This window comes from Caulobacter sp. GW821-FHT05F04, assembly GCF_059419665.1.
Genome location: NZ_JBWKSF010000002.1, coordinates 715995 through 741506, shown reverse-complemented (window position 1 = coordinate 741506; position 25512 = coordinate 715995). Strand labels below are relative to the sequence as shown.

Sequence of the window (25512 nt, the reverse complement as noted above, 5' to 3'; positions counted from 1 at the left end):
TCCAGGCTCGGCTCCATGCTCTATCTCGTCATCAAGGCCGCCGTCTCGGGCGTCATCGTCGCCGCCGTGTCGGAGATCGCCAAGCGCTATCCGGGTCTGGGCGGCTTGGTGGCGTCGCTGCCGCTGGTCTCGGTGCTGGGCATGATCTGGCTGTGGCGCGACACCCATGATCCCGCGCGGATGGCGGCCCACGCCAGCGGCACGTTCTGGTTCGTCCTGCCCTCGCTGCCGATGTTCCTGCTGATCCCGGCGATGCTGAAGCGCGGCGCGCCGTTCTGGACGGCTCTCGTCGCCGGCTGCGTTCTGACCATGGCGCTTTACGCGGCGATGGTCTGGGCCGGACCGAAGCTGGGTCTGAAACTCTAAAGCCCCGTCCGGTCCTTCGACCTCGGATCCTCGACCAGATCCCCCGAGTGCAGCACCCCGTCGATGGCCCGGTCGCGCCAGGCGACGGTGCTGTCGTAAATGTCCGCTGTCAGGTCGACCTCGGACAGCAGCAGGCCTTCGATCTCGGCCTCCAGCGCCCCGGTGATCACCCCGTCGGGCCGCACGAAGAACGACGGCCAGCAGCTTCTCGGCGCCGACGAGTTCGGACAGCTGATCCACAGGTTGTTGTTCGAGGCGGCCGCGATCATGCCGGCGGGCATGGTGATGGCCGGCAGGGTGGTCCCGCCGGTCAGGTGATGGACGCCGACCCCGGCCTCCATCGCGGCGAACCGCTCCGCGGACAGCCCGCCCGCGTGGAAGCCGTGGAACATCATCCGCGCGCCCAGGCGATGATAGGCGCGATAGAGCTCCGGATAGCGGTAGTCGTGACAGACCAGCACCCCGCAGCGGACGCCGGCGATCTCGAACACCGCGAAGTGGTCGCCGGGCGTGTAATGGGCCAGGTCTCCGGTCAGCCCTTCGGCGTCGCCAGCGCAGAAGCGCTTGTCGTAGCGGTCGACCAGGGCGCCGGACGCATCGATGACATGGACGCTGTTGTGGGGCTTGTGGCCGTTCGACAGACGATGGGCCGAGCCGACCACGACCCAGAGGCCCAGTTCCCCGGCCAGCGCCATGACCCGCCGCGTGGCGGTCTCCAGGCGCGGCCAGTCGAAACCGGCGAAGCGCGCGAAGTCGACGCCGGCATAGCCCGACAGCGCCGCCTCGCAGAAATGCACGACATCGGCGTTCGCCGCCCGCGCCTGGCGCATCAGCCGCTCGACCGCCGCCAGGTTGCCGGCGATGTCGGACGAGACGGCGAACTGGGCGGTCGCGACCTTCAGAACCATGCCGTCTACCCCTTGGCCTCCAGCCGCGCCGTCAGCGCGGTCATCTGGGCCTCGAGCCGTCCCAGCGCCTCGGCGTGCTGCTTGCTCAGCGCGACGATGTCACGCTCGCGCAGGGCGTCCAGCTTGTCGTGCAGGTGTATGATCTCCAGCTCGGCCCGCAGGTTGACGACATAGTCGTGCTCGGCGTTCTGGCGGTCCTTCAGCGCCTGGCGGTTCTGGCTCATCATGATCACCGGGGCCTGTAGCGCCGCGACGGTGGACAGCAGCAGGTTGAGGAAGATGAACGGATAGGGGTCGAAAGCCAGGTTCAGCGGCTTGAGCGCGACATTGACCGCCGTCCATAGCAGCAAGGCCGCGCTGAAACCGCCGATGAAACCCCACGAGCCGCCGACCGCCGCCACCTTGTCGGCCAGCCGGTCCCAGAACGAGCGGTCGTCATTGAGCAGGATCGAGTTCAGGCCGGTCGGCGCCTCGGCGCAGATCAGGTCGATGACGCTCTTCTGGACCTCGTTCAGCTGTCCATAGGGGACAGACAGAAGTTGGCGGGACAACTGGTCGAGGCGGTCGTCGACATTCATGGGCGGGCTCTTGGGCGGGTGAAGACCGGATCATCGGCTGAGCCGGCGTGCGAGACCAACCTAAACGTCATCACCCGGTGATTGACAGGCCCGCCTTCGCAAGGCGACGCTCGGCGGGTCGGGTGGGGCCGACCTCAAGTCAAACCGATCGATGGAGACGACCGATGGCCCATAAGTTCGTGATCAAGAAGAACAAGGCGGGCGAGTTCGTCGCCTACTTCACCTACAACAGCGAGACCATCTTCTGGACCGAAGGCTATGCGTCGAAGGCCTCGGCCAAGAACGCGATCGAGTCGATCCTGAAGAACGGCCCGGGCGCCGAGATCGACGACCAGACGCTGGCGGAGTGATAGATGCTCCCCCGCGATGCGGGGGAGCTGTCGGCCGAGCCGACTGAGGGGGCAGGCCGTGCAGGCCCCCTCCGGCCCTCTGGGCCACCTCCCCCGCTGCGCGGGGGAGGATCTTTCAGAGATACCTTGACCCTTCCCGCTCCTGGCCTTCTGATCATTGATAACAATGATACGGGAGGGAGCCGTCATGCCGGCCAACGGGCGCAAGAGCATCTTCATCACCGGGGCCGCCAGCGGCATCGGCCTGGCCTGCGCCAAGCGCTTCGCCAGCGCTGGGTGGTTCATCGGGCTGTCGGACATCGACAAGGCCGGGCTGAAGGCCGCCCTGCTGGCGATCGGACCGGACAACGGCTCCATCCATCCGCTGGACGTCCGCGACCGCGACGGATGGGCCAACGCCCTGGGCGAATTCGGCCAGGAGACGGACGGCAAGGCCGATGTCGTGCTCAACAACGCCGGGGTCGCCCGGTTTGGGGTGCTGGAGGATCTCTCCGACGCCGACTGCGACATCCAGATCGACGTCAACATCAAGGGCGTGATCAACGGCGCGCGGGCGGGTCTGCCGCTGCTGAAGGCCGCCGGCGGGCGGCTGATCAATATCGCCTCGTGCGCGGGGCTCTACGGCTCGCCGAAGCTGGCGGTCTATTCAGCCACCAAGTTCGCGGTGCGGGGCCTGTCCGAAGCCCTGGACGTCGAATACGCCCGGCACGGGGTCAGCGTCGCCTGCGTCATGCCGTGGTTCGTCGAGACGCCGATCCTGAACGCCGGGGCCTCGGGCTCCAACGAGCACATGGCCGACGCCCTGCGCGCCGGCGGGCTGGAGGTCTATCCCGTGGAGGACGCCGCCCAGGCGGTCTGGGACGCCGCCCACGGCAAACAGCTGCACTATTTCGTGGGCAAGCGGGCGAAGCAGATGCGCTTCGCCACCAGCCACATGCCGGGCGCCGTCAGGAAGCAGCTCCGCTCCCGGCCCCTACTGTCGTCTTGAGGCCTTCCAGCGGCGCGCGGTCGGACGAGACCGGGATCGCCTTGGTCGAGGCCGCGGTCGCCGGAGCCTTGATCGACAGCGCCGAGGCCGGCGTCGTCTTGGCGGCCGTGGCGATCGGCGCCGAAGCGGGTTCGGTCACCGCCGCGCCGATCGGGCCGCCCATGCCCGGAGCGGTCGTCGAGGCGGGCTCGAGGCGGCCCAGGGCGCTGGCGGCGTAGACCACCGGCGGACGACCATCGGCGGTCAGGCTGGCGATCTCGGACGGGGCGATGTCGTCGACGCTGGGCAGGCGCGAGGGCGCGTAGGTCGAGGCGCCGCCGCGACCGAAGCGGTAGAAGATGTGCATGCCGACCTGGGCGACGCGCAGCAGGCGCGGACCCCAGCCGGGCGAGACATTGATCGTGTGGAAGTGCGTGGCCGAACCGACCTCGCTGGGCATCGCGCCCGCCAGGGTGCGCGAGGCGATCTTGCGGGCCCGGGCCCAGGCGCCGACGTCGCGGGCGCGGCGCATCGAGCCGTCGCAGGCGAAGCTGAACTGGCAGCCCGTGCGGTTGACCGCGCCTTGGAAGACCACGCCGCAGATCGACTTCGGGAAGGCCGGATGGCGCACGCGGTTCATCACCACCTGGGCCACGGCCGCCTGGCCGCTGGGGGTCTCGCCGCGCGCTTCGTAATAGACGGCGTCGGCCAGGCATTCGAGCTCGCGCGAGCTCTCCAGGGCGTTGCCCAACTGGAACGGCGTGCTGCCGCCGACGTTGAAGGCGTTGCCGAAGCTGGCGCGGAGCATCAGCGGACCGGTGCGGCCGCTCTGGCCGGGCATCAGGCTGGAGCCGGCGCCTTCGAGGCGGGCGGCAAGCTGCTGGGTCTGACGGCCGCTGCGTTCGACCGCGGCGAAGAGATAGGGATCATGACGTTTGGCCACGGCAAGGGCGCCGGGGTCCATACGCGTAGAAGCGCTGAGCATCGCCGCATCGGAGAAGTTCCCCGAAGCGCCTTCCGCCAATCGGGCGACGCGGGCGTGGGTAGAGGCCGATTGGGCCAGGCCACCCAGAAGGTAAACGCCGCCCAGGGCCAGACCCGTGATGGATCCGACCAATACGGCGCCGACCAGCCCGCGCGCATCCGCGCGCGTCTGCGACTTGATATACAAAACTCGTGTCCTGCGCGGCGAGGGCGCTCCGGCCCCCCGACAAAAACCGCCCCGAAATCCCCGGAAAAATCACTGCGGGGAGCGCTTCGAAGCGGAGACCCGGCCGTATCACGATGTGGCCAAGGTCCTGCTTGTAGCGGCTTATGACGTATCCGTGACCGACTCGCAAGCACTTGCCGCACTGCAACATGGCCTCTGCGCTCAGAAGTCGCACAGTTGAATTGTTAACGCCTTGAATCATCGCGAGAAGCTGGACGACTGCGAGCGGCGTTTTTTTGTGGATGGAAACGCCTTGTCGCACCTGTGTTCGCCGATTTCTGAGCCGCCTTCGGCGGCGCCGCATCGTTACTCGACGACGACATAAACCTTAACATTCGCGGTGAATGAAGACTCAGAACACGGAGCTTTCCGCCCTCCGAACCGCCCTTTCGAAATCACCGCCTAGCGTCCCCGCGCCAGGCGCCAGGCGTTGACGGCCAGGGTCGTCAGACTGACCGCCACCATCACCACCAGGATCACCTGGATGGAGAGGTCGACACTGCGCCGCAGGTTGCCCAGCGCGGCATAGGCGCCCTCCGGAGCCTGGAAGACGATCAGCGGCTGGGCCGGCCAGAGCACGGCGACCAGGGCCACGCCGCCCAGAGCGCAGACGATCTCGGCGGCGGCGCGGGCGCGCACCGCGCCAGGCCGGATCACCGTGATGGCGGCGGAGACCATCTGCAGCAGGGCCAGGGCCAGGATCGGCCAGTAGAACGTGGTGAGCACCGGAGCCAGGATGACCTCGAGGTCGCCGCGGCCGGCGTCGAACATGGCCCCGATCGGGAACTTCATCGCGCCGGTCCACCAGCCGACGAACAGCGCCAGGGCCGCCAGCTCGAACACGGCGTCGAAACGGCTCTTGGCGAACAGGGGCCTGCCGCGCGGAATATGCGGCAGGTCGGCGACCTTCCACTTGGCGAACTCGTCGACCTTGATCCAGCCGCGCTCGATCGCGGCCCCGACGAGGGTGGCCACGCCAACCAGGCTGAAGGCGAGCGAGACGAAGTCGCCGAAAAGGCCGCCTATCCGATGCGCGTCGGCGTCGCCGATCACCAGCAGCACGCCGCCGGGGATGAAGGTGGCCATGGCGGCGATGACCAGCATCACCTTCACCGCGAACTCCCAGAACGGATAGAGCTCCGGTCCGATCAGCGACTGGCGCGGACCATAGCGTCCGGCCACGGCGATCGGATGGCCGATCTCATGCAGCAGCCCCTCGATCTCGCGCTTGTCGAGCGGGCGGCCAAGACGCCCTTCCGTTTCCTCGACGCGGTTCATGATCAGGTCGCGCAGCTCGGCGGTGATGTCCTGGCGCTGGGCCTTCGGCAGCAGGGCGGCCACGGCCGCCAGGTAACGATCGATCAGATCGCTCATGGTCTTGTCCCCTTGGAAATGAGAGGCCGCCTTCACAGCAGCGGCTCGAGGGCGGCGTTGATCGCGCGCCATTCGTCGGCGAGACGGGCCAGCACGCGCTTTCCCTCATCCGACAGCTGGTAGAAACGCTTCTTGCGCTTGCCTTCCTCGCGCCATTCGCTGGCCAGGAGCCCCTGGGTCTCCAGCCGGCGGAGCATCGGATAGAGCGCGCCTTCGTCGATCTCCACGCCCACGGCCTGGAGGGCCTGGCGCAGGCTGTAGCCGTACCGCTCCTCCCGCAGCTGAGCGAGGACGGCGAGGATCAGGGTCCCTCGCCGTAGCTCCAGGCGGAGCGATTCAAAGATGTCCGTATCGGTGGGCATTGGGTGTGCGTCGCATAGTGTGTGGCACATGGTGTGCGATACACACTGTGTGACATACAGTATTAGAGGGAGTCAACAGCCGGGGAACGCTGTTCGGCTCTCCGCCACGGGAAAGCCCGGAAGCCGCGCGGGGCTGTCCGGGCTGACAGGCGCTGGCCCTCCCTCAGATGATGCCGCCGTTGACGCGCAGGACCTGGCCGTTGACCCAGGCGCCGTCCGGACCGGCCAGGAAGGCGATGCTCCCGGCGATATCGTCCGGCTGGCCCAGGCGCTCGAGAGGGGCGGCCTTGGACAGGCGCTCGATCACCTCGGCCGGCTTGCCGTCCAGGAAGAGCCTGGTCGCCGTCGGTCCGGGGGCGATCGCATTGACCGTGATGTTCCGGCCGCGCAGCTCCTTGGCCAGGATGGCGCTCATCGTCTCGACCGCGGCCTTGCTGGCGGCATAGACGCCGTAGCCGGGCGGCAGCAGGCCGACGACGCTGGACGACAGACTGATGATCCGGCCGCCGTCGCGCAGGCGGCGGGCGGCCTCGCGCAGGACGTTGAAGACGCCCTTCAGGTTCACCGCGAGGGTCTGGTCGAACAGGGCGTCGTCGGTGTCGGCGATGTTGGCCAGTTTCATGATCCCGGCGTTGTTGATCACCACGTCGACGCCGCCGAACGCCGTCTCGGCGCTGTCGAACAAGCGGCGGACGGCGGCGGGGTCGCTGACATCGGCCTGGGCGACGACGGCCTTGCCGCCGGCGGCCTCGATCTCGCGCGCCACCTGTTCGGCGGGCGCGGCGGCGCCGGCGTAGTTGACGATCACCGCGAAGCCGTCGCGGGCCAGGCGCCGGGCGGTTTCCGCGCCGATGCCGCCCGAGGCGCCGGTCACCAGCGCCACCTTCGAAGTTTGCTGAGTCATTGGAATGTCTCCGGTCTCTTTCGGGGCCGACCTCTTGTCGGCCGGGAGACCATGCGCCTTCGCCCTGATTGAATAATTCAGCCAATCGCGACATGACTGTTCGCAGTGTCGAATAATGGAGACATAAACGTGGATCGGTTCGAGGCGATGCGCCTGTTCACGCGGATCGTGGAGCGCCGCAGCTTCACCCAGGCCGCCGCCGATCTCGACCTGCCCCGCTCGACCGCCACCGAGGCCATGCAGCAGCTGGAGAGCCGGCTGGGCGCGCGGCTGCTCCAGCGCACCACCCGCCAGGTCAGTCCCACCCTGGACGGCGAGGCCTACTACCAGCGCTGCCTGCGCCTGCTGGACGATCTGGAGGAAGCCGAGGGCGCGTTCCGCGAGCGCACGCCGCGCGGCCTGCTGCGGATCGACGTCCAGGGCGCGCTGGCGCGGCGGTTCATCGTTCCGGGTCTGCCCGCGTTCCTCGCCCACTATCCGGAGCTGAAGATCCAGATGACCGAGGGCGATCGCCTCGTGGACCTGGTGCGCGAGGGCGTCGACTGCGTGCTGCGGCTGGGCGACCTGGAGGACAGCGCCATGGTCGGCCGCCGCGTGGCCCTGCTGCCCGAGGTGACCTGCGCCGCCCCGGCCTATCTGGACCGCCAGGGAACACCCCGCACGCCCGAGGACCTGAAGGCCCACAGCATGGTCGGCTTCCTGCAAGCGGGGACCGGACATCCCTACCCGCTGGAACTGACGATCGACGGCAAGCCGCGCCAGATCGCCGTGCCCGCCGACGTCACCGTCAACTCGGCCGAGAACACCGTGGCCATGGGCCTGCTGGGCCTGGGCCTGATCCAGGTCCCGCGCTACCGGGTCGAGGCGCAGCTGGCCGACGGCGGCCTGGTCGAGGTGCTGGCCGACTTCCCGCCCAGCCCGACGCCGGTGTCCCTGCTCTATCCGCGCAGCCGACAGCTGTCCCCGCGCGTTCGGGTGTTCATCGACTGGGCCGCGCGGCGGTTCGGTTCGGGATGACAGAGACTTGCATCGGGAGGTTTGCGATGGCGGATCTCAGCCGCTTCGTCGAGGCCCAGACGACCGTCCACGACACCGCCCTGGCCGAGCTGAAGCGCGGCCGGAAGACCAGCCACTGGATGTGGTTCGTGTTCCCGCAGATCGCCGGCCTGGGCCGCAGCCCGACCGCGCGCTTCTACGCCATCGCCGATCTGGACGAGGCCCGCGCCTACCTGGCCCATCCCGTCCTGGGCCCGCGCCTCGTCGAGGCGGTCGAGGCCATCCTGGCCCTGCCCGGCCACGACGCCACCGCCGTGTTCGGATCGCCCGACGACCTGAAGCTGCGCTCGTCCCTGCCCCTGTTCCAGGCCGCCGCGCCGGACGAGCCGAGCTTCCAGAAGGCGCTCGACAAGTACTTCTCGGGCGCGCCCGATCCGCTGACGGTGGAGCGACTCGTAAAACATCTCTGAGTTGACAGAAGAATAAATTCTCGCCAAAGTCCGCACCGTACCGGGGGCGTGAATTTGTCGAGCCCGTAGACGCGCGTCGCGTCCGGCCGCGCCCTCCTTTTCTGGCTTTCGTTCGCGTCGACCTCCGTCCGGGGCCTGCCATGTCGCTGAAGCCTGTCGCCGACCTCGCGCAATACGGCCTGCTGATCTGGCTGGCCGTGGTCGGTGCGGTCTTGCTGCTGAAGGGCGTCTCCGGCGGCGACATCCGGGGGCTGATCGTCAATCCCAAGACCGGCGGCGTGTCGCCCGCGCGCCTGCAAGCCCTGGGCGTCGTGGTCGGGTTCGCCGGCTGGTACGCGACCCTGGGGCTGCAGGCGGTCTCGGCCCACGCCGACAAGCTGCCCGAACTTCCGACCGAGGCGCTCTCGATCCTGGCCGCCAGCCTCGGCGTGCATATCGGCGGCAAGCTCTATGAACGCACATAAGGGGGAAGCATCATGATCAACACGCCCTGGGGCCTGCTGGCCTATATCGTCGGCGTCGCCGTCGTCGCCATCATCCTGGGCTTCGCGGCCGTGGTCGCCTGGCGGCTGGCCACCAAGCGCGGCGAGCTGGACGGGCTGATCGCCGAGATCCCGTCCGAGACGGCGCTGAAGGCGGCCCTGGTCGCGGCCGTCACCGCCGCCGGCGGCCAGGCCCCGACCGCCGACGCCGTGGCCGCCGCCGTCCGTCGCGTGCCGGTCAAGGCCAGCCTGTCACGCTTCCAGTTCCTGATCTTCACCTTCGTGGTGGCGGGACTCTTCCTGCTGCTGTCGATCGAGGCCGGGGCCTTCGTCGAGGTGCCGCCGACCGTGCTGGGCCTGATCGGCATCAGCGGCGGCAGCTTCATCATCTCCAAGGGCATTTCCAGCAACAGCAGCGGCGGCACGGGCGGAACGGCCAATACCGGCGACGCCAGCCAGACCTGACCGCCGAAAGCTGACCGCTAACCCTGACCGCGAGACGGGAGAGACCGCGATGCTTCGCTCAAGCCTGCTCGGGGCCGCGCTGCTGGCGCTGGCGCCGGCCGCCGCCCCAGACGCTTCGTGGGCCCAGGCCACGCCGCCCGGGACGCCGCAGAAAGGCGCGCGGGCCGATCCGGCCCCGGCGGCCTGCCTGAACCGCTTCGCCCAGGTCGGCCTGCCCCGGCATCGCGGCGACGACGAATTGGCCAAGCAGATCCTGATCTGCCGCGACGGCTACGCCGTGTCGTTCAACAAGGAGACGCGCAATCCCGACTGGGTGATCGAGCGGCTGTCGCCGGCCGCCCTGACCGGAACCGCCAAGCGCAAGGACAATTTCCGCGCCGATCCCGACGCCAAGGGCTTCAGCCCGACGCCGCAGGACTATACCGACCCGGCCAATCCCCGCGATCGCGGCCACCAGGCCCCGGCGGCCGACTTCAAGTCCAGCCAGCCCCTGACCGACGACAGCTTCTACATGAGCAACATGTCGCCGCAGGTCGGGGCCGGCTTCAACCGCGCCCAGTGGCGGTTCCTGGAGGAGGACGTGCGCGCGGCCGTGCTGTGCGGCGGCCACCAGGACGTGATCGTCATCACCGGCCCGATCTATGGGTCGAGCGCGCTGTGGATCGGCAAGGGCCCATACAAGATCCTGTCGCCGGCCGCCTATTTCAAGGTGCTGTACGACGTGCAGCGCGGCCGGGCGATCGGCTTCCGCCTCGACAACAAGGCCTACAAGAAGACGCCGTCGGACAAGTTCATCGTGCCGATCAGCCAGCTCGAGGTCGAGACCGGCCTCGACTTCCTGACCGCCCTGCCCCGCCGCGACCAGAACATCCTGGAAAGCAGCAAGGGCAGCTTCTGGGGTCATGGCCAGGGCTGCGCGAACGAAGTGAGGGATTAGGAGGCGGGCAAGGCTCGCCGTTCCAAGCACTGGCCTTCGCCGAAACGGACTCATCTGGAGACGCGGGCGTCTGGCCCACAGCCCGGAATCGGGACGGGAGACATTTTTCTTACGGCATCGAAACGCTGCTGCGTCCTACGAACAGGAGGCCCCAGCATGTCGGCGTCGGTCATGAGAACACCGCTTGAGCAGGTCGTGATCGACTACTCAGGACCGCTCACGCGCTTTTTCCAGCGACGTATCCGGGCGGGCCAAGAGGCGGACGATCTCGTCCAGGAAGTGTTTGGACGGCTGGCCCGGCAGAACCTTTCAACGGTGGACAACCTCCACGGCTATATCTTCCAGATCGCCGCCAATGTTCTGCGCGATCAGGCGCGCCGAGCCAGCACTCGCGCCTTCATCGTCGCTCAGCACGGTGATTTCGATGCGGAGGATCAGGCCGGCTTCTCGCCCGAACGGGTGCTGCAAAGCCGCGAGACCCTGCAGAGCCTGGTCTCGGCGCTCTACGAACTGCCTCCCGCCGTCCGCAACGTGTTCAGCCAGTACCATTTCGACGGGGTCTCCCAAGTGGAAATCGCCCGGCGGATGAGCATGTCGCTGAGCACCGTCGAAACCGGCGCGCGCGACGAGACCCAGGACTACATCCCCAAGGGCGCGGTCAAGGATTGCGGCTTCGACGAGAACCCGTTCAGCAACGTACTGACGCTCGCCTATGGCCGGTTCAAATACTATTCGGGCGGCGATATCCCGGGCGTGCCCAACTACACCCAGCCCTGGTGGCGCGACATCGAGACTCCGGTGTCGGCGGTGGTCGGCCCGGTCGACGTCATGCTGCTCGACCACCACGGCAACCGCGACACCATCAACGAGAACATCCTGCGCAATCTCGCGCCCCGCGTCATGGTGCAGGAAAACTGGCTCTCGCCGCAGCCGGGCGAGGAAGTCGTCACCCGCATGGCGTCCAAGGGTCTCTATCCGGGTCCGCGCGATGTCTTCTCCACCGGCATGGCGCCGGAGACGCGGGCTGCGATCGGGCCGATCATGGACAGCCTCTACAAGAGCTATAACGGCCACGTCGTCATCCGCGTCGCGCCCGGCGGCGAGCAGTACGAAGTCTTTGTCCTCAACGACACCGACGCCCGCCGCGAGACCATGAAGCGGTTCGGGCCCTACCTGTCGAAGTAGCCCCTGGCCGCACCCGCAAAAGCTAAACTCTGGCCGGTCCTCCCCTTATGGCCGGCCGACCGGGCGATCGGTTCGATGGCCCTGACTGGCGAGCAGCCGGCCCGGCTGGCTGCTCGCCGCTTTTTGCCGCCTGCCGCCGTCGCCGGCCGACCTCTTTCCGGGCCTCTTCCACGAGGTGCAGATGCGTCGGCTGTTTCCGGACGGGAAGACCTTCGATCCCCAAGCGCGCAAGAGAGATACAGCCCCGGAAACTGCGATTGACAGTCATTCTCACTTAAACGTAATTGCGACGCATTATTAGATTCTGGGGCGGTGATGCGTTTTCAACTTTCGATGATCGGAGCCGTCAGCGCTCTGGCCTTGACCATGGGCATGGCCCACGCGGCGGAAACCCCGACAGCGCCCGCGGTCGATCCATCGACCAACGCCGTCGAAGCCGTGATCGTCACCGGCGAGAAGTCGTCGCGTGGCCTGCAGGAGACGACGACCAGCGTCGCGGTGACCACGGCCCGCACGATCGAGCGCGAGCATCTGAAAACCCTCTACGATGTGGTCAATCGCACCGCCAACATGAGCGACACCTACGGCAAGAGCGGCTTCACCATCCGAGGGGTGTCCAACACCAACGTCTCGGGCGGCGGCTCCAGCGGCCTGGCGACGATCTACCTGGACGGCGCGGCCCTGCCCGACGCCGCGGCCTATAGCGGCCCGCTGGAGATGTGGGACATCGGCCAGATCGAAGTGTTCCGCGGTCCTCAATCGACGCTTCAGGGCCGCAACGCCCTGGCCGGCGCGGTGGTGATCCGCTCGACCGATCCGACCTTCACCTGGGGCTTCAAGGCCCGCGCCGAAGCCGCCAGTGGCGACGAGCGCTCGATCGCCTTCGCCGGGGGCGGCCCGATCATCGCCGACCAGCTGGCCTTCCGCCTGGCGGTCGAGGACAAGTCCACCGACGGCTTCATCTACAACCCGACCCGTCACGTCGACGCCGAGGCCGCCGACATCTTCAACGTCCGCGGCAAGCTGCTGCTGACCCCGACCGCCCTGCCCGGCCTCAAGGCGCTGGCGACCTACAGCCATTTCAAGCGCGACGCCGGCTACCTCTATACCTATTCGCGCACCGATACGCCGGACCACTACGACCACCGGGTCGACACCTCCGGCGATCCGCAGACCTCCAATTCCAAGGGCGACATCTTCACGCTCGACGCCAGCTACAAGTTGACCGACCAGCTGACGGCGACCGGCGTCGTGTCCTGGAACAAGCTGCACTCGATCGGCAAGTACGACGCCGACTACTCGCCGGCCCGTATCAGCTACGGGACGCGCGACGATACAACCAAGACCGCCTCGCAGGAGCTGCGGCTGAACTACGCCCACACCCGCTTCAAGGGCCTGTTGGGTTTCTATCACGCCAAACGAGACAGCGACCTAAGCTCCGTCAGCCTGACCAACGTCCAGTTCCCAACCTCGACCCTCACGGCGGTCATGACGCAAACCCTGGCGGGCATGGGCTATTCCCAGCCCGTCGCGGCGGCGACGGCGGCGGACTTCTCGGCCCGCTATGCCGGCGCTTTGCCAGTCATTCCGGTCAATTACAGCTCGGTGAACCCCGAGACGATCGAAACGAGCGCCTTGTTCTTCGACGGCAGCTTCGCCCTGAACGACAAGCTGACCCTGCTGGGCGGCCTGCGCTACGATCACGAAGAAAACACCAGCAGCAGCACGGCGACGGCGATCCTGGCCTCGGCCCTGCCCTCGGCAGCGGCCTTCCCCGCGCCCTACCAACCTTTCGTGCCGACCGTGAACGCTTTCGTCACCGGCATGGTGGCGCAGGCCGGCGCCTCAGCCCCGGAATCGACCCGCAAGTTCAATGCCTGGCTACCCAAGATCGGCGTGAAGTACGCCTGGACCGACGACATCTCCACCAGCCTGACCGCCCAACGCGGCTATCGCTCAGGCGGCCAGATGGTCAACATCGCGCGCTCGACGGTCGCGCCCTATGACCAGGAGTATACCTGGAACTACGAAGCCTCGCTGCGCACCGCCTGGCTGGACAACACCCTGACGGTCAACGCCAACGCCTACTACACCGACTGGAAGGACCAGCAGGTCATCGTCTATCTGGGCCTGAACGCCTACGACTATCAGGTGGTCAACGCCGGCAAGTCGCACCTTTACGGCTTTGAGCTGGAGGTGTCGCAGCAGGTGACGCCTCGGTTCAACTGGTACGCCTCGGCCGGTCACACGCGCACCCAGTTCGACGAGTTCAAGGTCAATGTCGGCACGACCTCGACCGACCTGACGGGCGCGGAGTTCCCCTACGCCCCGCACTGGACCCTGGCCGCCGGCGCCGACTATCGCTGGGACAACGGTTTCGTGGCCAACCTCAACGCCAACTTCCGCACCAAGGCCTATTCCCAGGCCGACGTGAACCAGGCCACCGACGACCCGGTCAAGGCGCGGGCCCTGGTCAACGGGCGGTTCGGCTATGAGCAGGAGCACTGGGGGATCTACGTGTTCGGCAAGAACCTGCTGGACAAGAAGTACGCCCAGTATTCCCGTTCCGACCAGAACATCGCCCTGCTCGGCGATCCTCGGGTGATCGGCGTCTCGCTCGAGACCCGCTGGTGACCGGTTCGCTGGCCCCCGACGCCTTAGTCGGCCTGGCCCTGACGTCCCTTGTTCTGGTCGCGGCCCTGTTGCTGCGCCAAGCCTGGAGACGCAACAGCCTAGGCCGCCCTTGGCTGATCTCCGGCGCCTGGGCGCTGCTGGGGGTAATCCTGGCAGCCAGTGGTTTCCTGCTGGGCGGCGCACGGGGGCCGGCCATCGTTCTGGCGCTCGGCTCGACCGTGGCCCTGGAGCTGGTCGCGACCGGCGTCGAGTTTCGCAGCGCCAAGAAGAAGGCTCCGCGCGAACTGGCTCTCGAGCCGTCCGAGCGCCGACGCATCGCCTGGCGCGGCTGGCTGCGGGGCTTCCTGGCCGGCCCGCTGGCCGGGATCGCCGCCCTGGGCTGCGGCCTGGCCATCGCCATCTGCGCGCCCGGCGCGATACAGAGCCGCATGGTGATCGGCGGACTGATAGTGCCGTTCCTATGGGCCGGCGGCATGGCCTGGACACTATCCGACGACAAGATCCTTCGCGCCACCGCCGTGCTGACCGGCGTTTCGGTCGTCACCCTGGGCGCGGCCTTCCTGAAGGGGGCGCTGTAATGGACGCGAAAACGACGCCTTCCGCCAAGCCGCGCGCGATCGGCAAGCCGATCTGGCCCAAGGTCCCCGCCGAGTTCGTGCGGGCCATGCTGGCCGGCCATTCAGCCCTGGGCCTTGCCTTCGCGGCCCTGATCTACCTGGTCTGCTTTTCCGGCTCGATCGCCGTCTTCACCCAGGAATATACCCGTTGGGAACAGCCGGCGGGGCCGGTGCTGCAGCACACCACGCCCCAGGCGGTGGACGGAGCCTTCCGCCAGGCCCTGGCGATCAATCCCGCCGCCCATGACCTGTTGATCCAGCTGCCCCAGTCCGTCCGCCCGCGCCTGACCGTCCATCTCGACGACGCCAGGAAGGCGGAGCGCACCGTTGTCGCCGACGCCTCGGGCGCGATCGTCGGCGAGATGAAGACGCCCTGGACCGAATTCCAGGCCGAGCTCCACACCGTGCTGCACCTGCCCCGCGCCTGGGGCGGCTTCGTCGTAGGGCTCACCGGCGTGACCCTGCTGTCGTCTCTGATCTCGGGCGTCCTGTCGCATCCACGCGTCTTCAAGGACGCCTTCGCCTTTCGTTGGGGAGGATCCAAGCGCCTGCAGGAAGCCGACCTTCACAATCGCATCAGCATCTGGGGCCTGCCCTTCCACCTGGTGGTGTCGCTGACCGGCGCGTTCCTGGGCCTGACAGTGATCATTGTCGGCGTGCTGGCCCTGGCCACGTTCAAGGGCGACACCGCCAAGGCCTACGCCCTGTTCAGCGGCCCGACGGTGGCCGACGATCCACGCCCCGCGCCGGTATTAGACTTGGCCAAGTCGCTGAAGACCCTGGGCGCCGCTCGTCCCAATGCGCGCCCGGCCTACCTCTATGTCGAACACCCCGGCGAGCGCGGCCAACACGTCACGGTCAACGCCGTCACCCCTGGCCGTTTGTCGCGCGGCGAGACGTTTGTGCTCGATGGTGATGGCAAGCTGCTCGGCGAGGTCGGCTACGAGAGCGGCGCCCTGGGACTCAAGGTGCTGTCGTCGATGACGCCCTTGCACTTCGGTTGGTTCGGCGGCTGGCCGGTTAAGGTCGCCTATCTGCTGCTGGGACTGGGCCTGACCTCCGTGACGTCCAGCGGCGTCGCCATCTGGCTGGCCCGCCGCCGCGACAAGGGTCGCCCCGCGCCGCGCTGGGAGCGCGTCTGGACCGCATTCGTCTGGAGCCAGCCTTTCGCCTACGCCGCCTCGGCCGTCGCCGCCCTGATCCTACCCGTCCCACCGGTGACCGTCTGGATCGTCGCCACCCTGGCGGCCAGCGGGACGGCGATGGTCTGGACGCCCGCGGCCATCTCGATCCGCCTGCGCTTGGCTACGGCGGCCCTATTGCTGCTGACAGCCGGCGTTCATGCCGCGCTAAACGGCGCGCGAATGGCCGATCCAGTCGGCTGGATCACCGACGCCTGCGTAGTGCTGGCCGCTCTCCTCCTGGCCGGTAGTGTCTGGAAGACGCGCCAGCCGGTGTGAGGCGAGCTGGCGCCATAGGCCGCCCAGCCGGTCCTCCCGCCACGCTGCTGCCACTCCCCGTCAGCAGGCCCTCTAGCCGTGAGCCTCGCGGGTCCCTAACTTGGGGCCATGCCTCGCACCCCCGACACCGCGCCTCTTGGGGGCGTTTCCGACGTCTCGACGCCCTTCGTCCTGGATACCCTTGGGGACACCGTCCAGGACGTCGCCGACGCGACCATGCCCATGCTGTGGACCCCGCACCGCCCCGCGCGGCCAGACAAGTCCGAGGGCGGCAAGAAATTCAAGCTCGTTTCCGACTACCAGCCCGCCGGCGACCAGCCGACGGCGATCAAGGAGCTGGTCGAGGGCATCAATAACCGCGAGCAGGACCAGGTGCTGCTGGGCGTCACGGGCTCGGGCAAGACCTTCACCATGGCCCAGGTCATCGCCGCCACCCAGCGCCCAGCGCTGATCCTGGCCCCGAACAAGACCCTGGCCGCCCAGCTCTACAGCGAGATGAAGTCGTTCTTCCCGGAGAACGCGGTCGAGTACTTCGTCAGCTACTACGACTACTACCAGCCGGAGGCCTACGTGCCCCGGACCGACACCTATATCGAGAAGGACAGCTCCATCAACGAGCAGATCGACCGGATGCGCCACTCGGCCACCCGGGCGATCCTGGAGCGCGACGACGTCATCGTCGTGGCCTCGGTCAGCTGCATCTACGGCATCGGCTCGGTCGAGACCTACACGGCCATGACCTTCACCCTGACGGTCGGCGACCGGGTGGACGAGAAGCAGCTGATCGCCGACCTGGTGGCCCAGCAGTACAAGCGCAACGAGATGGCCTTCGAGCGCGGCACCTTCCGCCGCCGCGGCGACACCATCGAGATCTTCCCCGCCCACTACGAGGACCGCGCCTGGCGCGTGACCATGTTCGGCGACGAGGTCGAGTCGATCAGCGAGTTCGACACCCTGACCGGCAAGAAGACCGCCGAGCTGGAGACCATCAAGGTCTACGCCAACAGCCACCACGTCACCCCGCGCCCGACCCTGCGTCAGGCGATCATCGCCATCCGCGCCGAGCTGAAGGAACGCCTGGCCTGGATGTACGAGAACGGCAAGCTGCTGGAGGCCCAGCGCCTGGAGCAGCGGACCAATTTCGACCTCGAGATGATCGAGACCACCGGCTCGTGCGCCGGCATCGAGAACTACAGCCGCTATCTGTCCGGCCGTCAGCCGGGCGAGCCGCCGCCGACCTTCTTCGAATATATCCCCGACAACGCCCTGCTGTTCACCGACGAGAGCCACCAGACGGTTCCGCAGATCGGCGCCATGTACAAGGGCGACCGCAACCGCAAATGGACCCTGGCCGAGTACGGCTTCCGCCTGCCCTCGGCCCTGGACAACCGCCCCCTCAAGTTCGAGGAGTGGGACGCCATGCGGCCGCAGACGGTGCACGTCAGCGCCACCCCGGCCGGCTGGGAGATCGAGCGGGCCGGCGGCGTCTTCGCCGAGCAGGTGATCCGCCCCACCGGCCTGATCGACCCTCCGGTCGAGGTGCGCCCGGTCTCCAAGGACGGGGCCAGCCAGGTCGACGACGTGGTCGACGAGATCCGCCAGACCATCAAGAAGGGCTACCGCACCCTGGTCACCGTCCTGACCAAGAAGATGGCCGAGGACCTGACCGAATACCTGACCGAACAGGGCATCCGCGTCCGCTACATGCACTCGGACGTCGACACCCTGGAGCGCATCGAGATCATCCGTGAACTGCGGATGGGCAATATCGATGTCCTCGTGGGCATCAACCTGCTGCGCGAGGGCCTGGACATCCCCGAGTGCGGCTTCGTGGCCATTCTCGACGCCGACAAGGAAGGCTTCCTGCGCTCGGAGACCAGCCTGATCCAGACCATCGGCCGCGCCGCGCGCAATGTCGACGGCAAGGTCGTGCTCTATGCCGACCGGATCACCGGCTCGATGGAGCGGGCCATGGCCGAGACCTCGCGCCGCCGCGAGAAGCAGCACGCCTACAATCTCGAGCACGGCATCACGCCCGAGAGCGTCAAGCGCGACATCAAGGACATCCTCAACAGCCCCTACGAGCGCGGCGACCGCGTGCTGGTGCCGATGGGCATGTCCGAGACCGACGACCGCCCGTTCAGCGGCGACAATTTCAAGGCCGCGCTCAAGGACCTGGAGGCCAAGATGCGCGAGGCCGCCGCCAACCTGGAGTTCGAGACCGCCGCCCGCCTGCGCGACGAGATCAAGCGCATGAAACTGATGGACCTGGAATTCGCCAACGAGGTTCTGGCGGCGACGGGGGACGAGGTCGACAAGTCGGCCCCCAAGCGCCTGCGCGCCGAGATCCGCCAGGAGAAGGCGGAGGAGTTCAGGAAGAAGCGGAAGTAGCGGGGATCGGCTCCTCCTCCGCGTCGCGGGGGAGGGAGGCCAATGCGGCCCACGTCCCCGTTCGACCCGGCGCCGCCTTCCGAGGATAGCCAGGTCAATGACCTGCGCCCCATTGACGCAAGTCAGCGTCTGGGGTCGCGAATTAAGATTTCGTCAAACTCCAGAGCCAAAGAGTTCGCGGGCGGGCAAGTGTATTTCGCCCGCCTGTTTGGCGTTCCCAAAAATACATATTCAGACGAACAATAATCCCGCGCTCCTTGGCGCGCGGAGGGGAGACATCTGTGCGCCTGTTGGAGAATACGAAGATCGGCGTGAAAATCGCCTCTATGATGATCGCGCTTGGGCTGATCTGTATGCTCGTCGCCACTTATGGCGGTGAGCAACTAAGGAAAAGCGATGCAACCTACTCTGTTCTCGCGGACGTGCGTGGTCCCGCCAGGGTAGAGATGGCGCGAGCAAATCGCAGCTTGAACCAGATGGCTTACTTCGCCGCCATGACCGTGTTCTATGACGGCGCCTCGCCTGAAGGACGCAGCGCCAAGGCCAACTACGACAAGGCCTATGCGAAGCTCCAGGGTTTTCTGAAGAACGGCGCCGAGGGCCTGCCCGGCCAGAGCGACCAGATCAAGGCGCTGTCGGCGAACGCCGTGGGCGTGAAGGCCGCCTTGGACAAGGTCGTTGAATTCGGCTTACAAAACCGCAACGATGAGGCGGCCCAGGCGATGATCATTGCGGCCAAGCAAGTCGAGACCTTCGGCGCGGCCAACACCAAGATCGTCGACGCCAGCATCAAGGACGGCCACGAACAATCCAACGCCTTGAGCGCCAATTCCAGCCGCACGCGCTGGCAGTTGCTGATCATCGCCGCGCTCGGCACGGCCGTGGGCGTGGGCAGCGCGCTCTGGATGACCGGTGTCAGCATCACCCGGCCGCTCGACCACCTGGCCGACAGAATGCGCCGCTTGGCGTCCGGCGATCTCGAGGTCGAGGTCGACGGCCAGGCGCGGGGCGACGAGGTTGGCCTGATGGCCAAGGCCGTCCAGGTTTTCAAGGACAATGGCCTGAAGGCTCGCGATCTGGCCAGCGACGCCGATCGGCTGCGGACCGAGGCCGAGGGGGAGCGCGGGCGGGCCGAAGCCGAACGTCGCAAGACCGAAGCCGAACAGGCGATGGTGGTCTCCGCGCTCGCCGCCAGTCTGGCGAAGCTGGCCCAAGGCGATCTGACGACCCAGATCGATGCGGAATTCAACGGTCAGTACGCCCAGATCAAGTCCGACTTCAACGACGCCATCGCCAGTCTGCGCGAGGCGATGACCGCGATCTCGGGGACGACCGACGGCATCCGCGGCGGCTCCGACGAGATCGCCGCCGCGTCCGACGATCTGTCGCGGCGGACGGAGCAGCAGGCCGCCAGCCTGGAGGAAACCGCCGCCGCGCTCGACGAGATCACCGCCACGGTCAGGCGCAGCGCCGAGGGGGCCCGCCAGGCTTCCGGCGCCGCCACGGGCGCGAAGGTCGACGCCGAGAAATCGGGGCGGATCATGCAGGAAGCGGTCACGGCCATGACCGAAATCGAGCAGAGCTCGGGCCAGATCACCCAGATCATCGGCGTCATCGACGAGATCGCCTTCCAGACGAATCTCCTGGCCCTGAACGCCGGCGTCGAGGCCGCCCGGGCCGGTGAAGCCGGACGCGGGTTCGCCGTCGTCGCCCAGGAAGTGCGCGCCCTGGCCCAGCGTTCGGCCGAAGCGGCCAAGGAGATCAAGACCCTGATCGCCAACTCCTCGTCTCAGGTCGGGCGCGGGGTGAAACTGGTCAGCGCGACCGGAGAGGCCCTGACCGACATCGTCGGCAAGGTCAGTCAGATCGACCTGCTGATTTCGGAGATCGCCCAGTCCTCCCAGGAACAGGCCACGGGCCTCAACCAGGTCAATGTCGCCGTCAATCAGATGGATCAGGTGACCCAGCAGAACGCGGCCATGGTCGAGCAGGCCACCGCCGCCGCGTCCAACCTCAAGAACGAGGCCAATGAGCTGGCGCGCCTGGTGCTGCGCTTTGAAACCGGCCAGGGCGCGCACCGCGCCGCGCCAGCCCGCGCCCAACCGGCTCGGCCTGATCGTCAGGCCCCGCCGCGCAATCCCGTGGCCAAGATGCAGGCCAAGATCGCAAGCTTCACGCGGCCGAGCGGAGGCGGCGCGGCGGCCGTGGCTCAGGAATCCTGGGAGGAGTTCTGATCCTGACCGCCAGTCCCTCGGCCTGACCCGAAACGCGGAGCGGCCCGGCGCGGCGACGAAGAAGCGGCCGGTTCAGCCGGAGCCGGCCGCGCTCCAGATTGCGTGAAACGGTGACCGTCGCCAAACTGACACCTCGCTTCGCTACTCCAGCGCTCTGGGAGTTGGCGGTCGTCGCCGGCGGGACGCGGCGCGATGGCTTGGCTACGTGACATAGACAAGTGGTTCGCCGAGGCGGTGCTGCCGTTCGCGCAGACCTACCGCGCCTATGCCCGCAAGCTGACCGGCGACGCCGTCGAGGCCGAGGACCTGGTGCAGGAAGCCTACGCCAAGGTGCTGAGCGTGCCCGACTGGCGGCGCCTGGAGCAACCGGAGCGCTTTGTGCTGACCATCATCCGCAACCTGGCCTTCGAGCGTTTCCGCCGGGCCAAGGTCGTGGGTATTCGCCAGATCGGGGTGCTTGAGATGGAAGCTCTGCCCGACCCCGCGCCGGACGCGCACGCCGTGACCAGCGCCCGCGAGGAGCTGTCGCGGGTCCTCGAGGCGGTCAACCGCCTGCCCGAACAGTGCCGGCGCGTGGTCACCTTGCGGAAAATGGAAGGCCTTTCGCCGGGCCAGATAGCGGTTCGGTTGAACTTGTCCATCTCTACGGTTGAGAAGCACCTAGCCAAAGGGCTGATGCTGCTGACCAAGTCCCTGGCGGCGAGCGAAGACCGAAGGATCGGGAGTAAAGCGAGTACATGGCGAAAACGGGCGATCAAGACAGAGACGCGCTGATCGCCCAGGCTTCGGAATGGCTGGCGCGTCTGGACGCCGGCCGCGCGGATCCCGCCGAGTTCGAGGCTTGGCGCGACACCGATCCGCGCCGCGCCGCCGCCTTCGCCGAGGTCGCGGCCGCCTGGAGCAAGCTGGACGCCCTGCGCGACGCCGAGCCCGGCCCCGACCTGGTCGGGCGGCCGGCCATGAGCCGTCGCGCCTGGCTGGGCGGAGGCTTGGCCCTGGCCGCGGGCGTCGTCGGCGCGGCCTATCTGGGACGCGATCAACTGCTGCGCGCCCGAACCCTCACGGGTGTCGGCGAACGGCGGACCCTGGCCCTGCCCGACGGCAGCTCGGTCGAGCTGAACACCGACACCGAGGTCCTGTGGCGGTTCGACCGCAAGCGCCGTCGCCTGTGGCTGGAGCGCGGCGAGGTCGCCTTGACCATCGCCCAGGACGCCCTGCGGCCGTTCGAGCTGTTCACGCGGCAGGGGCTCGCGCAATTGGCCTCGGGCCAGTTCAACGCCCGACTGCGCCCCGTCGGCCTGGACCTGATCGTCCTGGCCGGCCGCGCGGCGATCAAGACGGCCGCCGGCGAGACCCGGGCCGTCGTCGAGAGCGCCACCGACGAGCGCCAGGCGCTGGCGGTGACGACGACCGGCGTCGTCATCGCGCCCGCTCCCGAATCCGAGGTGCAGGCCGTGCAGGCCTGGCGTCGCGGTGAAATCGTCTTCGACGGTCAGCGCCTGGCCGACGCTGTCGAGGAGTACAATCGCTACCTCACCCGCAAGTTGGTCATAGAAGACCCCAAGGTCGGCGCCATGCGTCTGGGCGGCCGGTTCCTGACGGACAATCCCGAGAACTTCCTGGACGCCTTGCGCACAACGTTCGGCATACGGATTATCGACGACGGATCGTCACGAATTCTTCTAAAATCTCGATAGCGGTTTTTCGCGCCCCCTCCATCTGGCCGAACGAGACGCCGGTTTTCGGCGGACGAAAAGAGGGGCGAATACGATGATCAAGTCTTGGACGCGATTTGGGGCGCCGCGCATCGGCGCATGTCTGCTTCTGGCCACGACGGCGCTGGTCGCGCCGGTCGTCGCCCAGGCCCAGGCGGCCGCGCGGGTGGAGTTCAACATCCCGGCCGGCGACATGGCCCAGGCCCTGACCGCCTTCTCGCGCCAGGCGGGCGTGCAGATCCTGTTCCCCTATGACGTGGCCGCCAAGCACCGCGCGACGGGCCTGCAAGGCGCCTATGGCCGCGAGGACGCGGTCCGCAAGCTGATCGACGGCAGCGACCTGGAGATCGCCTCGGCCACCGCCCAGGTCATCACCCTGCGCCAGCGGGGCGCCGGCCCTTTGGCCGCCGGCTCGGCCGCCGCTGAGGTGTCGACGGTCGAGGAGTTGATCGTCACCTCGCGCGCCGGCTCCGACGCCCGCACGCGTCTGGCCACCAGCTACGCCGTCACCACCATGAACGAAGAGACCCTGCGACTGCGCTCGCCGATGGGCGTGGCCGACGCTCTGAAGTCGGTGCCCGGCTTCTGGGTCGAGGCCTCGGGCGGCGAGGCCAGCGCCAACATCCGCGCCCGCGGCATCCCGCAGGAGGGCTTTTCGGCCATCGCCCTGCAGGAAGACGGCGCGCCGGTCCAGCACGACGGCGGCCTGGGCTATCTGAACGCCGACCAGTCGTTCCGCCTGGACGAGACCATCGAGCGCATCGAGGTGGTGCGTGGCGGTCCATCCTCGATCTTCGCCTCCTACGCCCCGGGCGGCACGGTCAACTTCATCACCCGAAAGGGCGAGACAAAGGAGGGCGTCGTCAAGGTCCAGGCCAGCGACTACGGCCTCAAGCGCGTCGACGCCTATTACGGCGGCCCGATCGGCGACTGGCGCGCCAGCGTCGGCGGCTTCTGGCGCGAGGACGACGGCATCCGCGATCCCGGCTTCACGGCCAACAAGGGCTATCAGGTCCGCGCCTCGATCGGCCGCGACTTCCAGCGCGGCAGCTTCGACTTCAACATCAAGCACCTGGACGACAACGTCATCCTGTTCGCCGGCGTGCCGCTGAAGTTCAATTCCAATGGCGAGGCCAGCGCCGCGCCGGGCTTCGATCCGCTGACCGGCACGCTGGCGGGTCCGGAGACCACGAAACTGACCCTGCGCGGCCCCAAGGGCCCGTTCGACTGGGACCTGTCGCGCGGCACCGAGGTCAAGCTGACCCAGGCCACCGCCGCCCTGAACTACGAGATCGCCGACGGCTGGCGTCTGCAGGAGACGCTGCGCTACCGGACCTCGGAGTCCAAGCGCATCGGCCTCTTCCCCAACACGCCGGTGCTTGGCGCTAATCGCATCGCCCAGGTCCAGGCCGACTTCCTGAAAGCTCGCGGCGCGGCGACCTTGGGTGACGCCGTCCCCGGCGCGGTGGCCCTGCAACTGCGCTACGCCACCAACCCCAGCGAGGTGTTCAGCACCACGGGCGCGGGGCAGAACGGCAATGGCCTCGTCCTGGACGGTTCGCTGCGCTACGTCTCGGTTCCGCTCGACGAGCTGATCAGCGACACGCGCCTGGTCCACAAGTTCGAGATCGGCGACCAGACCCACGACGTCGCCGCCGGCCTCTACCACGCCCACGTCGAGGAGGCGTTCAACCGCTACTCGGCCAACACCCTGCTGGACGTGCGCGAGAACGCCCGCCGCCTGGACCTGGTCGCCGTCGACGCCACGGGCAAGGCGCTCTACGGCTTCACCGAGAACGGCATCAGCCGTTACGGCGCCGAGTTCGCCAATGGCGACGGCAAGTCCAACACCACCGCCCTATACCTGACCGACGAGTGGCAGGTGACGCCGAGTCTTCGCATCGACGCCGGCGTGCGCTGGGAGAAGGTCGAGTTCACCGGTCGCAGCGAGCGGACGGCGACCATCAACCTGGGCCTCTCGCCGACTCCGGCCGACGACACCGTGCTGGCCGGCTCGGGCGTCTATGACCGCTTCACGCGCAAGTTCGAGCACAGCGGCTGGACCGTCGGCGCGGACTATCGGATCAGCCCGCGCATGGGCCTCTTCGCCCGTTACACCTCGGCCTTCCGCCTGCCTTCGCTGGGCGATTACATCACCAACGCGTCCAACACGGCGCCGATCGTCCAGACGATGGATCTGTGGGAAGCCGGCTACAAGCTGAGCGCCGGCAAGCTCGATCTCTACGCCACGGTGTTCCACACCGCCTATGACGCCCTGACCTTCGGCAGCCTGGTGTTCAACCCCACCACCGGCGCCTACGTGAACCAGACCAGCATCACCGACACCAAGACCCTGGGCCTGGAGCTGGAAGGGACGTTACGCCCGGTCTCGTGGTTCGACCTGGGCTTCAGCGCCACGATCCAGAACCCCGAGTTCGGCGACTACAAGTTCGAGGAAGGCTGCACGGTCTCGGCCTCGGACCCGACCTGCCAGATCAAGCCGCCGGCGGGCTCGGCGACGCGGACTCGCGACTTCACCGGCAATCAGCTGATCCGCGCGCCAAAGACGGCCTTCCGCCTGACGCCCGGCTTCAACCTGATGGACGGCCGCCTGCGGATCGAGAGCACCATCGAGCGCTACGGCGACCGGTTCTCGGACGCGGCCAACACCTCCAAGCTGGCGGCCTACACCCTGGTGGGCGCCACGGTGCGGTTCAACCTCACCGACCAGCTCTCGGCCTATGTCTACGGCACGAACCTGACCAACGAACTGGGCCTGACCGAGGGCAATCCCCGCGCCGGCCAGATCATCAGCAGCGAGGCCGGATCGCTGTACGGCGTCGGCCGGCCGGAGTTCGGCCGGGCCTTCAAGGCGGCGCTTCTCTACAAGTTCTAGGGCGCGCCGCC

23 protein-coding genes are annotated in these 25512 nt (G+C 67.7%); 17 read left to right on the top strand and 6 right to left on the bottom strand.

Features of this window, described 5'->3' with window-relative positions; genetic code table 11:
• Positions 1-15 precede the first annotated feature (15 nt).
• Positions 16-366: a DUF3147 family protein gene (locus tag AC07R7_RS07910; protein WP_492886047.1), complete on the top strand. Its 351-nt coding sequence runs from the start codon at positions 16-18 to the stop codon at positions 364-366.
• On the opposite strand, the gene AC07R7_RS07905 is transcribed toward AC07R7_RS07910, so the two are convergent.
• Positions 363-1274: a carbon-nitrogen hydrolase family protein gene (locus tag AC07R7_RS07905; protein ID WP_494634744.1), complete on the bottom strand. Its 912-nt coding sequence runs from the start codon at positions 1272-1274 to the stop codon at positions 363-365. The two genes, AC07R7_RS07910 and AC07R7_RS07905, sit on opposite strands and share 4 nt — an antisense overlap.
• A gap of 5 nt (positions 1275-1279) precedes the next feature.
• A complete protein-coding gene (locus AC07R7_RS07900; protein WP_492886051.1) occupies positions 1280-1852 on the bottom strand; it encodes a DUF1003 domain-containing protein in 573 nt (190 codons plus the stop codon).
• Between the two features lie 164 nt (positions 1853-2016).
• On the opposite strand from AC07R7_RS07900, the gene AC07R7_RS07895 reads away from it, so the two are divergent.
• Positions 2017-2202, top strand: a complete 186-nt coding sequence (locus AC07R7_RS07895) for a YegP family protein (RefSeq protein WP_494634743.1) — start codon at positions 2017-2019, stop codon at positions 2200-2202.
• Between the two features lie 157 nt (positions 2203-2359).
• On the top strand, positions 2360-3190 hold the full coding sequence (locus AC07R7_RS07890; protein ID WP_494634742.1) for an SDR family oxidoreductase: 831 nt from the start codon (positions 2360-2362) through the stop codon (positions 3188-3190).
• Here AC07R7_RS07890 and AC07R7_RS07885 read toward each other — a convergent pair.
• The 4 genes from AC07R7_RS07885 to AC07R7_RS07870 form a co-directional block, all read right to left on the bottom strand.
• Positions 3150-4340, bottom strand: a complete 1191-nt coding sequence (locus AC07R7_RS07885) for a cell wall hydrolase (RefSeq protein WP_494634741.1) — start codon at positions 4338-4340, stop codon at positions 3150-3152. The two genes, AC07R7_RS07890 and AC07R7_RS07885, sit on opposite strands and share 41 nt — an antisense overlap.
• Positions 4341-4781: 441 nt before the next feature.
• The gene (locus tag AC07R7_RS07880; RefSeq protein WP_494634740.1) at positions 4782-5753 is read right to left on the bottom strand and encodes a hypothetical protein; all 972 of its coding nucleotides are present in this window, start codon (positions 5751-5753) and stop codon (positions 4782-4784) included.
• 32 nt (positions 5754-5785) lie between these two features.
• The gene (locus AC07R7_RS07875) at positions 5786-6115 is read right to left on the bottom strand and encodes a PadR family transcriptional regulator (RefSeq protein ID WP_494634739.1); all 330 of its coding nucleotides are present in this window, start codon (positions 6113-6115) and stop codon (positions 5786-5788) included.
• A gap of 163 nt (positions 6116-6278) precedes the next feature.
• Positions 6279-7019 carry an SDR family oxidoreductase gene (locus tag AC07R7_RS07870; RefSeq protein WP_494634738.1) on the bottom strand — a complete coding sequence of 247 codons (741 nt, stop codon included), beginning with the start codon at positions 7017-7019 and terminating at the stop codon, positions 6279-6281.
• A 129-nt stretch (positions 7020-7148) separates the two neighbouring features.
• Between AC07R7_RS07870 and AC07R7_RS07865 the strand changes: the two genes are divergently transcribed.
• The 14 genes from AC07R7_RS07865 to AC07R7_RS07800 all read left to right on the top strand — a co-directional run bounded on the left by AC07R7_RS07865 (position 7149) and on the right by AC07R7_RS07800 (position 25501).
• Complete coding sequence (locus tag AC07R7_RS07865; RefSeq protein WP_494634737.1) at positions 7149-8036, top strand: LysR family transcriptional regulator; 888 nt, start codon at positions 7149-7151, stop codon at positions 8034-8036.
• A 26-nt stretch (positions 8037-8062) separates the two neighbouring features.
• Entirely contained in the window at positions 8063-8485 is a 423-nt protein-coding gene (locus tag AC07R7_RS07860; RefSeq protein ID WP_494634736.1) for a DUF1810 domain-containing protein, read from the top strand.
• A gap of 140 nt (positions 8486-8625) precedes the next feature.
• Complete coding sequence (locus AC07R7_RS07855) at positions 8626-8949, top strand: hypothetical protein (protein ID WP_494634735.1); 324 nt, start codon at positions 8626-8628, stop codon at positions 8947-8949.
• Between the two features lie 12 nt (positions 8950-8961).
• On the top strand, positions 8962-9432 hold the full coding sequence (locus tag AC07R7_RS07850) for a hypothetical protein (RefSeq protein ID WP_494634734.1): 471 nt from the start codon (positions 8962-8964) through the stop codon (positions 9430-9432).
• Between the two features lie 49 nt (positions 9433-9481).
• Entirely contained in the window at positions 9482-10369 is an 888-nt protein-coding gene (locus AC07R7_RS07845) for a DNA/RNA non-specific endonuclease (protein ID WP_494634733.1), read from the top strand.
• A 156-nt stretch (positions 10370-10525) separates the two neighbouring features.
• On the top strand, positions 10526-11554 hold the full coding sequence (locus AC07R7_RS07840) for an RNA polymerase sigma factor (RefSeq protein WP_494634732.1): 1029 nt from the start codon (positions 10526-10528) through the stop codon (positions 11552-11554).
• Between the two features lie 315 nt (positions 11555-11869).
• The gene (locus AC07R7_RS07835; protein WP_494634731.1) at positions 11870-14188 is read left to right on the top strand and encodes a TonB-dependent receptor; all 2319 of its coding nucleotides are present in this window, start codon (positions 11870-11872) and stop codon (positions 14186-14188) included.
• Positions 14185-14766: a hypothetical protein gene (locus AC07R7_RS07830; protein ID WP_494634730.1), complete on the top strand. Its 582-nt coding sequence runs from the start codon at positions 14185-14187 to the stop codon at positions 14764-14766. Before AC07R7_RS07835 ends, AC07R7_RS07830 begins: the two co-directional genes overlap by 4 nt.
• Complete coding sequence (locus AC07R7_RS07825) at positions 14766-16265, top strand: PepSY-associated TM helix domain-containing protein (RefSeq protein WP_494634729.1); 1500 nt, start codon at positions 14766-14768, stop codon at positions 16263-16265. Before AC07R7_RS07830 ends, AC07R7_RS07825 begins: the two co-directional genes overlap by 1 nt.
• Positions 16266-16373: 108 nt before the next feature.
• Complete coding sequence (gene uvrB / locus AC07R7_RS07820; RefSeq protein WP_492837046.1) at positions 16374-18656, top strand: excinuclease ABC subunit UvrB; 2283 nt, start codon at positions 16374-16376, stop codon at positions 18654-18656.
• Positions 18657-19132: 476 nt separating this feature from the next.
• Positions 19133-20890: a methyl-accepting chemotaxis protein gene (locus tag AC07R7_RS07815; protein WP_494634863.1), complete on the top strand. Its 1758-nt coding sequence runs from the start codon at positions 19133-19135 to the stop codon at positions 20888-20890.
• Positions 20891-21082: 192 nt separating this feature from the next.
• The gene (locus AC07R7_RS07810) at positions 21083-21664 is read left to right on the top strand and encodes an RNA polymerase sigma factor (RefSeq protein ID WP_492837047.1); all 582 of its coding nucleotides are present in this window, start codon (positions 21083-21085) and stop codon (positions 21662-21664) included.
• The gene (locus tag AC07R7_RS07805; RefSeq protein WP_494634728.1) at positions 21628-22587 is read left to right on the top strand and encodes a FecR family protein; all 960 of its coding nucleotides are present in this window, start codon (positions 21628-21630) and stop codon (positions 22585-22587) included. Before AC07R7_RS07810 ends, AC07R7_RS07805 begins: the two co-directional genes overlap by 37 nt.
• Before the next feature lie 73 nt (positions 22588-22660).
• The gene (locus tag AC07R7_RS07800) at positions 22661-25501 is read left to right on the top strand and encodes a TonB-dependent receptor (RefSeq protein ID WP_494634727.1); all 2841 of its coding nucleotides are present in this window, start codon (positions 22661-22663) and stop codon (positions 25499-25501) included.
• Positions 25502-25512: the final 11 nt, after the last annotated feature.

Excerpts from the sequence above, each read along its gene's own strand:
- AC07R7_RS07910 (WP_492886047.1), top strand. The coding sequence starts at position 16 with ATGCTCTATCTCGTCATCAAGGCCGCCGTCTCGGGCGTCATCGTCGCC.
- AC07R7_RS07905 (WP_494634744.1), bottom strand. The coding sequence starts at position 1,274 with ATGGTTCTGAAGGTCGCGACCGCCCAGTTCGCCGTCTCGTCCGACATC.
- AC07R7_RS07900 (WP_492886051.1), bottom strand. The coding sequence starts at position 1,852 with ATGAATGTCGACGACCGCCTCGACCAGTTGTCCCGCCAACTTCTGTCT.
- AC07R7_RS07895 (WP_494634743.1), top strand. The coding sequence starts at position 2,017 with ATGGCCCATAAGTTCGTGATCAAGAAGAACAAGGCGGGCGAGTTCGTC.
- AC07R7_RS07880 (WP_494634740.1), bottom strand. The coding sequence starts at position 5,753 with ATGAGCGATCTGATCGATCGTTACCTGGCGGCCGTGGCCGCCCTGCTG.
- AC07R7_RS07875 (WP_494634739.1), bottom strand. The coding sequence starts at position 6,115 with ATGCCCACCGATACGGACATCTTTGAATCGCTCCGCCTGGAGCTACGG.
- AC07R7_RS07870 (WP_494634738.1), bottom strand. The coding sequence starts at position 7,019 with ATGACTCAGCAAACTTCGAAGGTGGCGCTGGTGACCGGCGCCTCGGGC.
- AC07R7_RS07860 (WP_494634736.1), top strand. The coding sequence starts at position 8,063 with ATGGCGGATCTCAGCCGCTTCGTCGAGGCCCAGACGACCGTCCACGAC.
- AC07R7_RS07855 (WP_494634735.1), top strand. The coding sequence starts at position 8,626 with ATGTCGCTGAAGCCTGTCGCCGACCTCGCGCAATACGGCCTGCTGATC.
- AC07R7_RS07850 (WP_494634734.1), top strand. The coding sequence starts at position 8,962 with ATGATCAACACGCCCTGGGGCCTGCTGGCCTATATCGTCGGCGTCGCC.
- AC07R7_RS07845 (WP_494634733.1), top strand. The coding sequence starts at position 9,482 with ATGCTTCGCTCAAGCCTGCTCGGGGCCGCGCTGCTGGCGCTGGCGCCG.
- AC07R7_RS07840 (WP_494634732.1), top strand. The coding sequence starts at position 10,526 with ATGTCGGCGTCGGTCATGAGAACACCGCTTGAGCAGGTCGTGATCGAC.
- AC07R7_RS07835 (WP_494634731.1), top strand. The coding sequence starts at position 11,870 with ATGCGTTTTCAACTTTCGATGATCGGAGCCGTCAGCGCTCTGGCCTTG.
- AC07R7_RS07825 (WP_494634729.1), top strand. The coding sequence starts at position 14,766 with ATGGACGCGAAAACGACGCCTTCCGCCAAGCCGCGCGCGATCGGCAAG.
- uvrB (WP_492837046.1), top strand. The coding sequence starts at position 16,374 with ATGCCTCGCACCCCCGACACCGCGCCTCTTGGGGGCGTTTCCGACGTC.
- AC07R7_RS07815 (WP_494634863.1), top strand. The coding sequence starts at position 19,133 with ATGGCTTACTTCGCCGCCATGACCGTGTTCTATGACGGCGCCTCGCCT.
- AC07R7_RS07810 (WP_492837047.1), top strand. The coding sequence starts at position 21,083 with ATGGCTTGGCTACGTGACATAGACAAGTGGTTCGCCGAGGCGGTGCTG.
- AC07R7_RS07805 (WP_494634728.1), top strand. The coding sequence starts at position 21,628 with ATGGCGAAAACGGGCGATCAAGACAGAGACGCGCTGATCGCCCAGGCT.
- AC07R7_RS07800 (WP_494634727.1), top strand. The coding sequence starts at position 22,661 with ATGATCAAGTCTTGGACGCGATTTGGGGCGCCGCGCATCGGCGCATGT.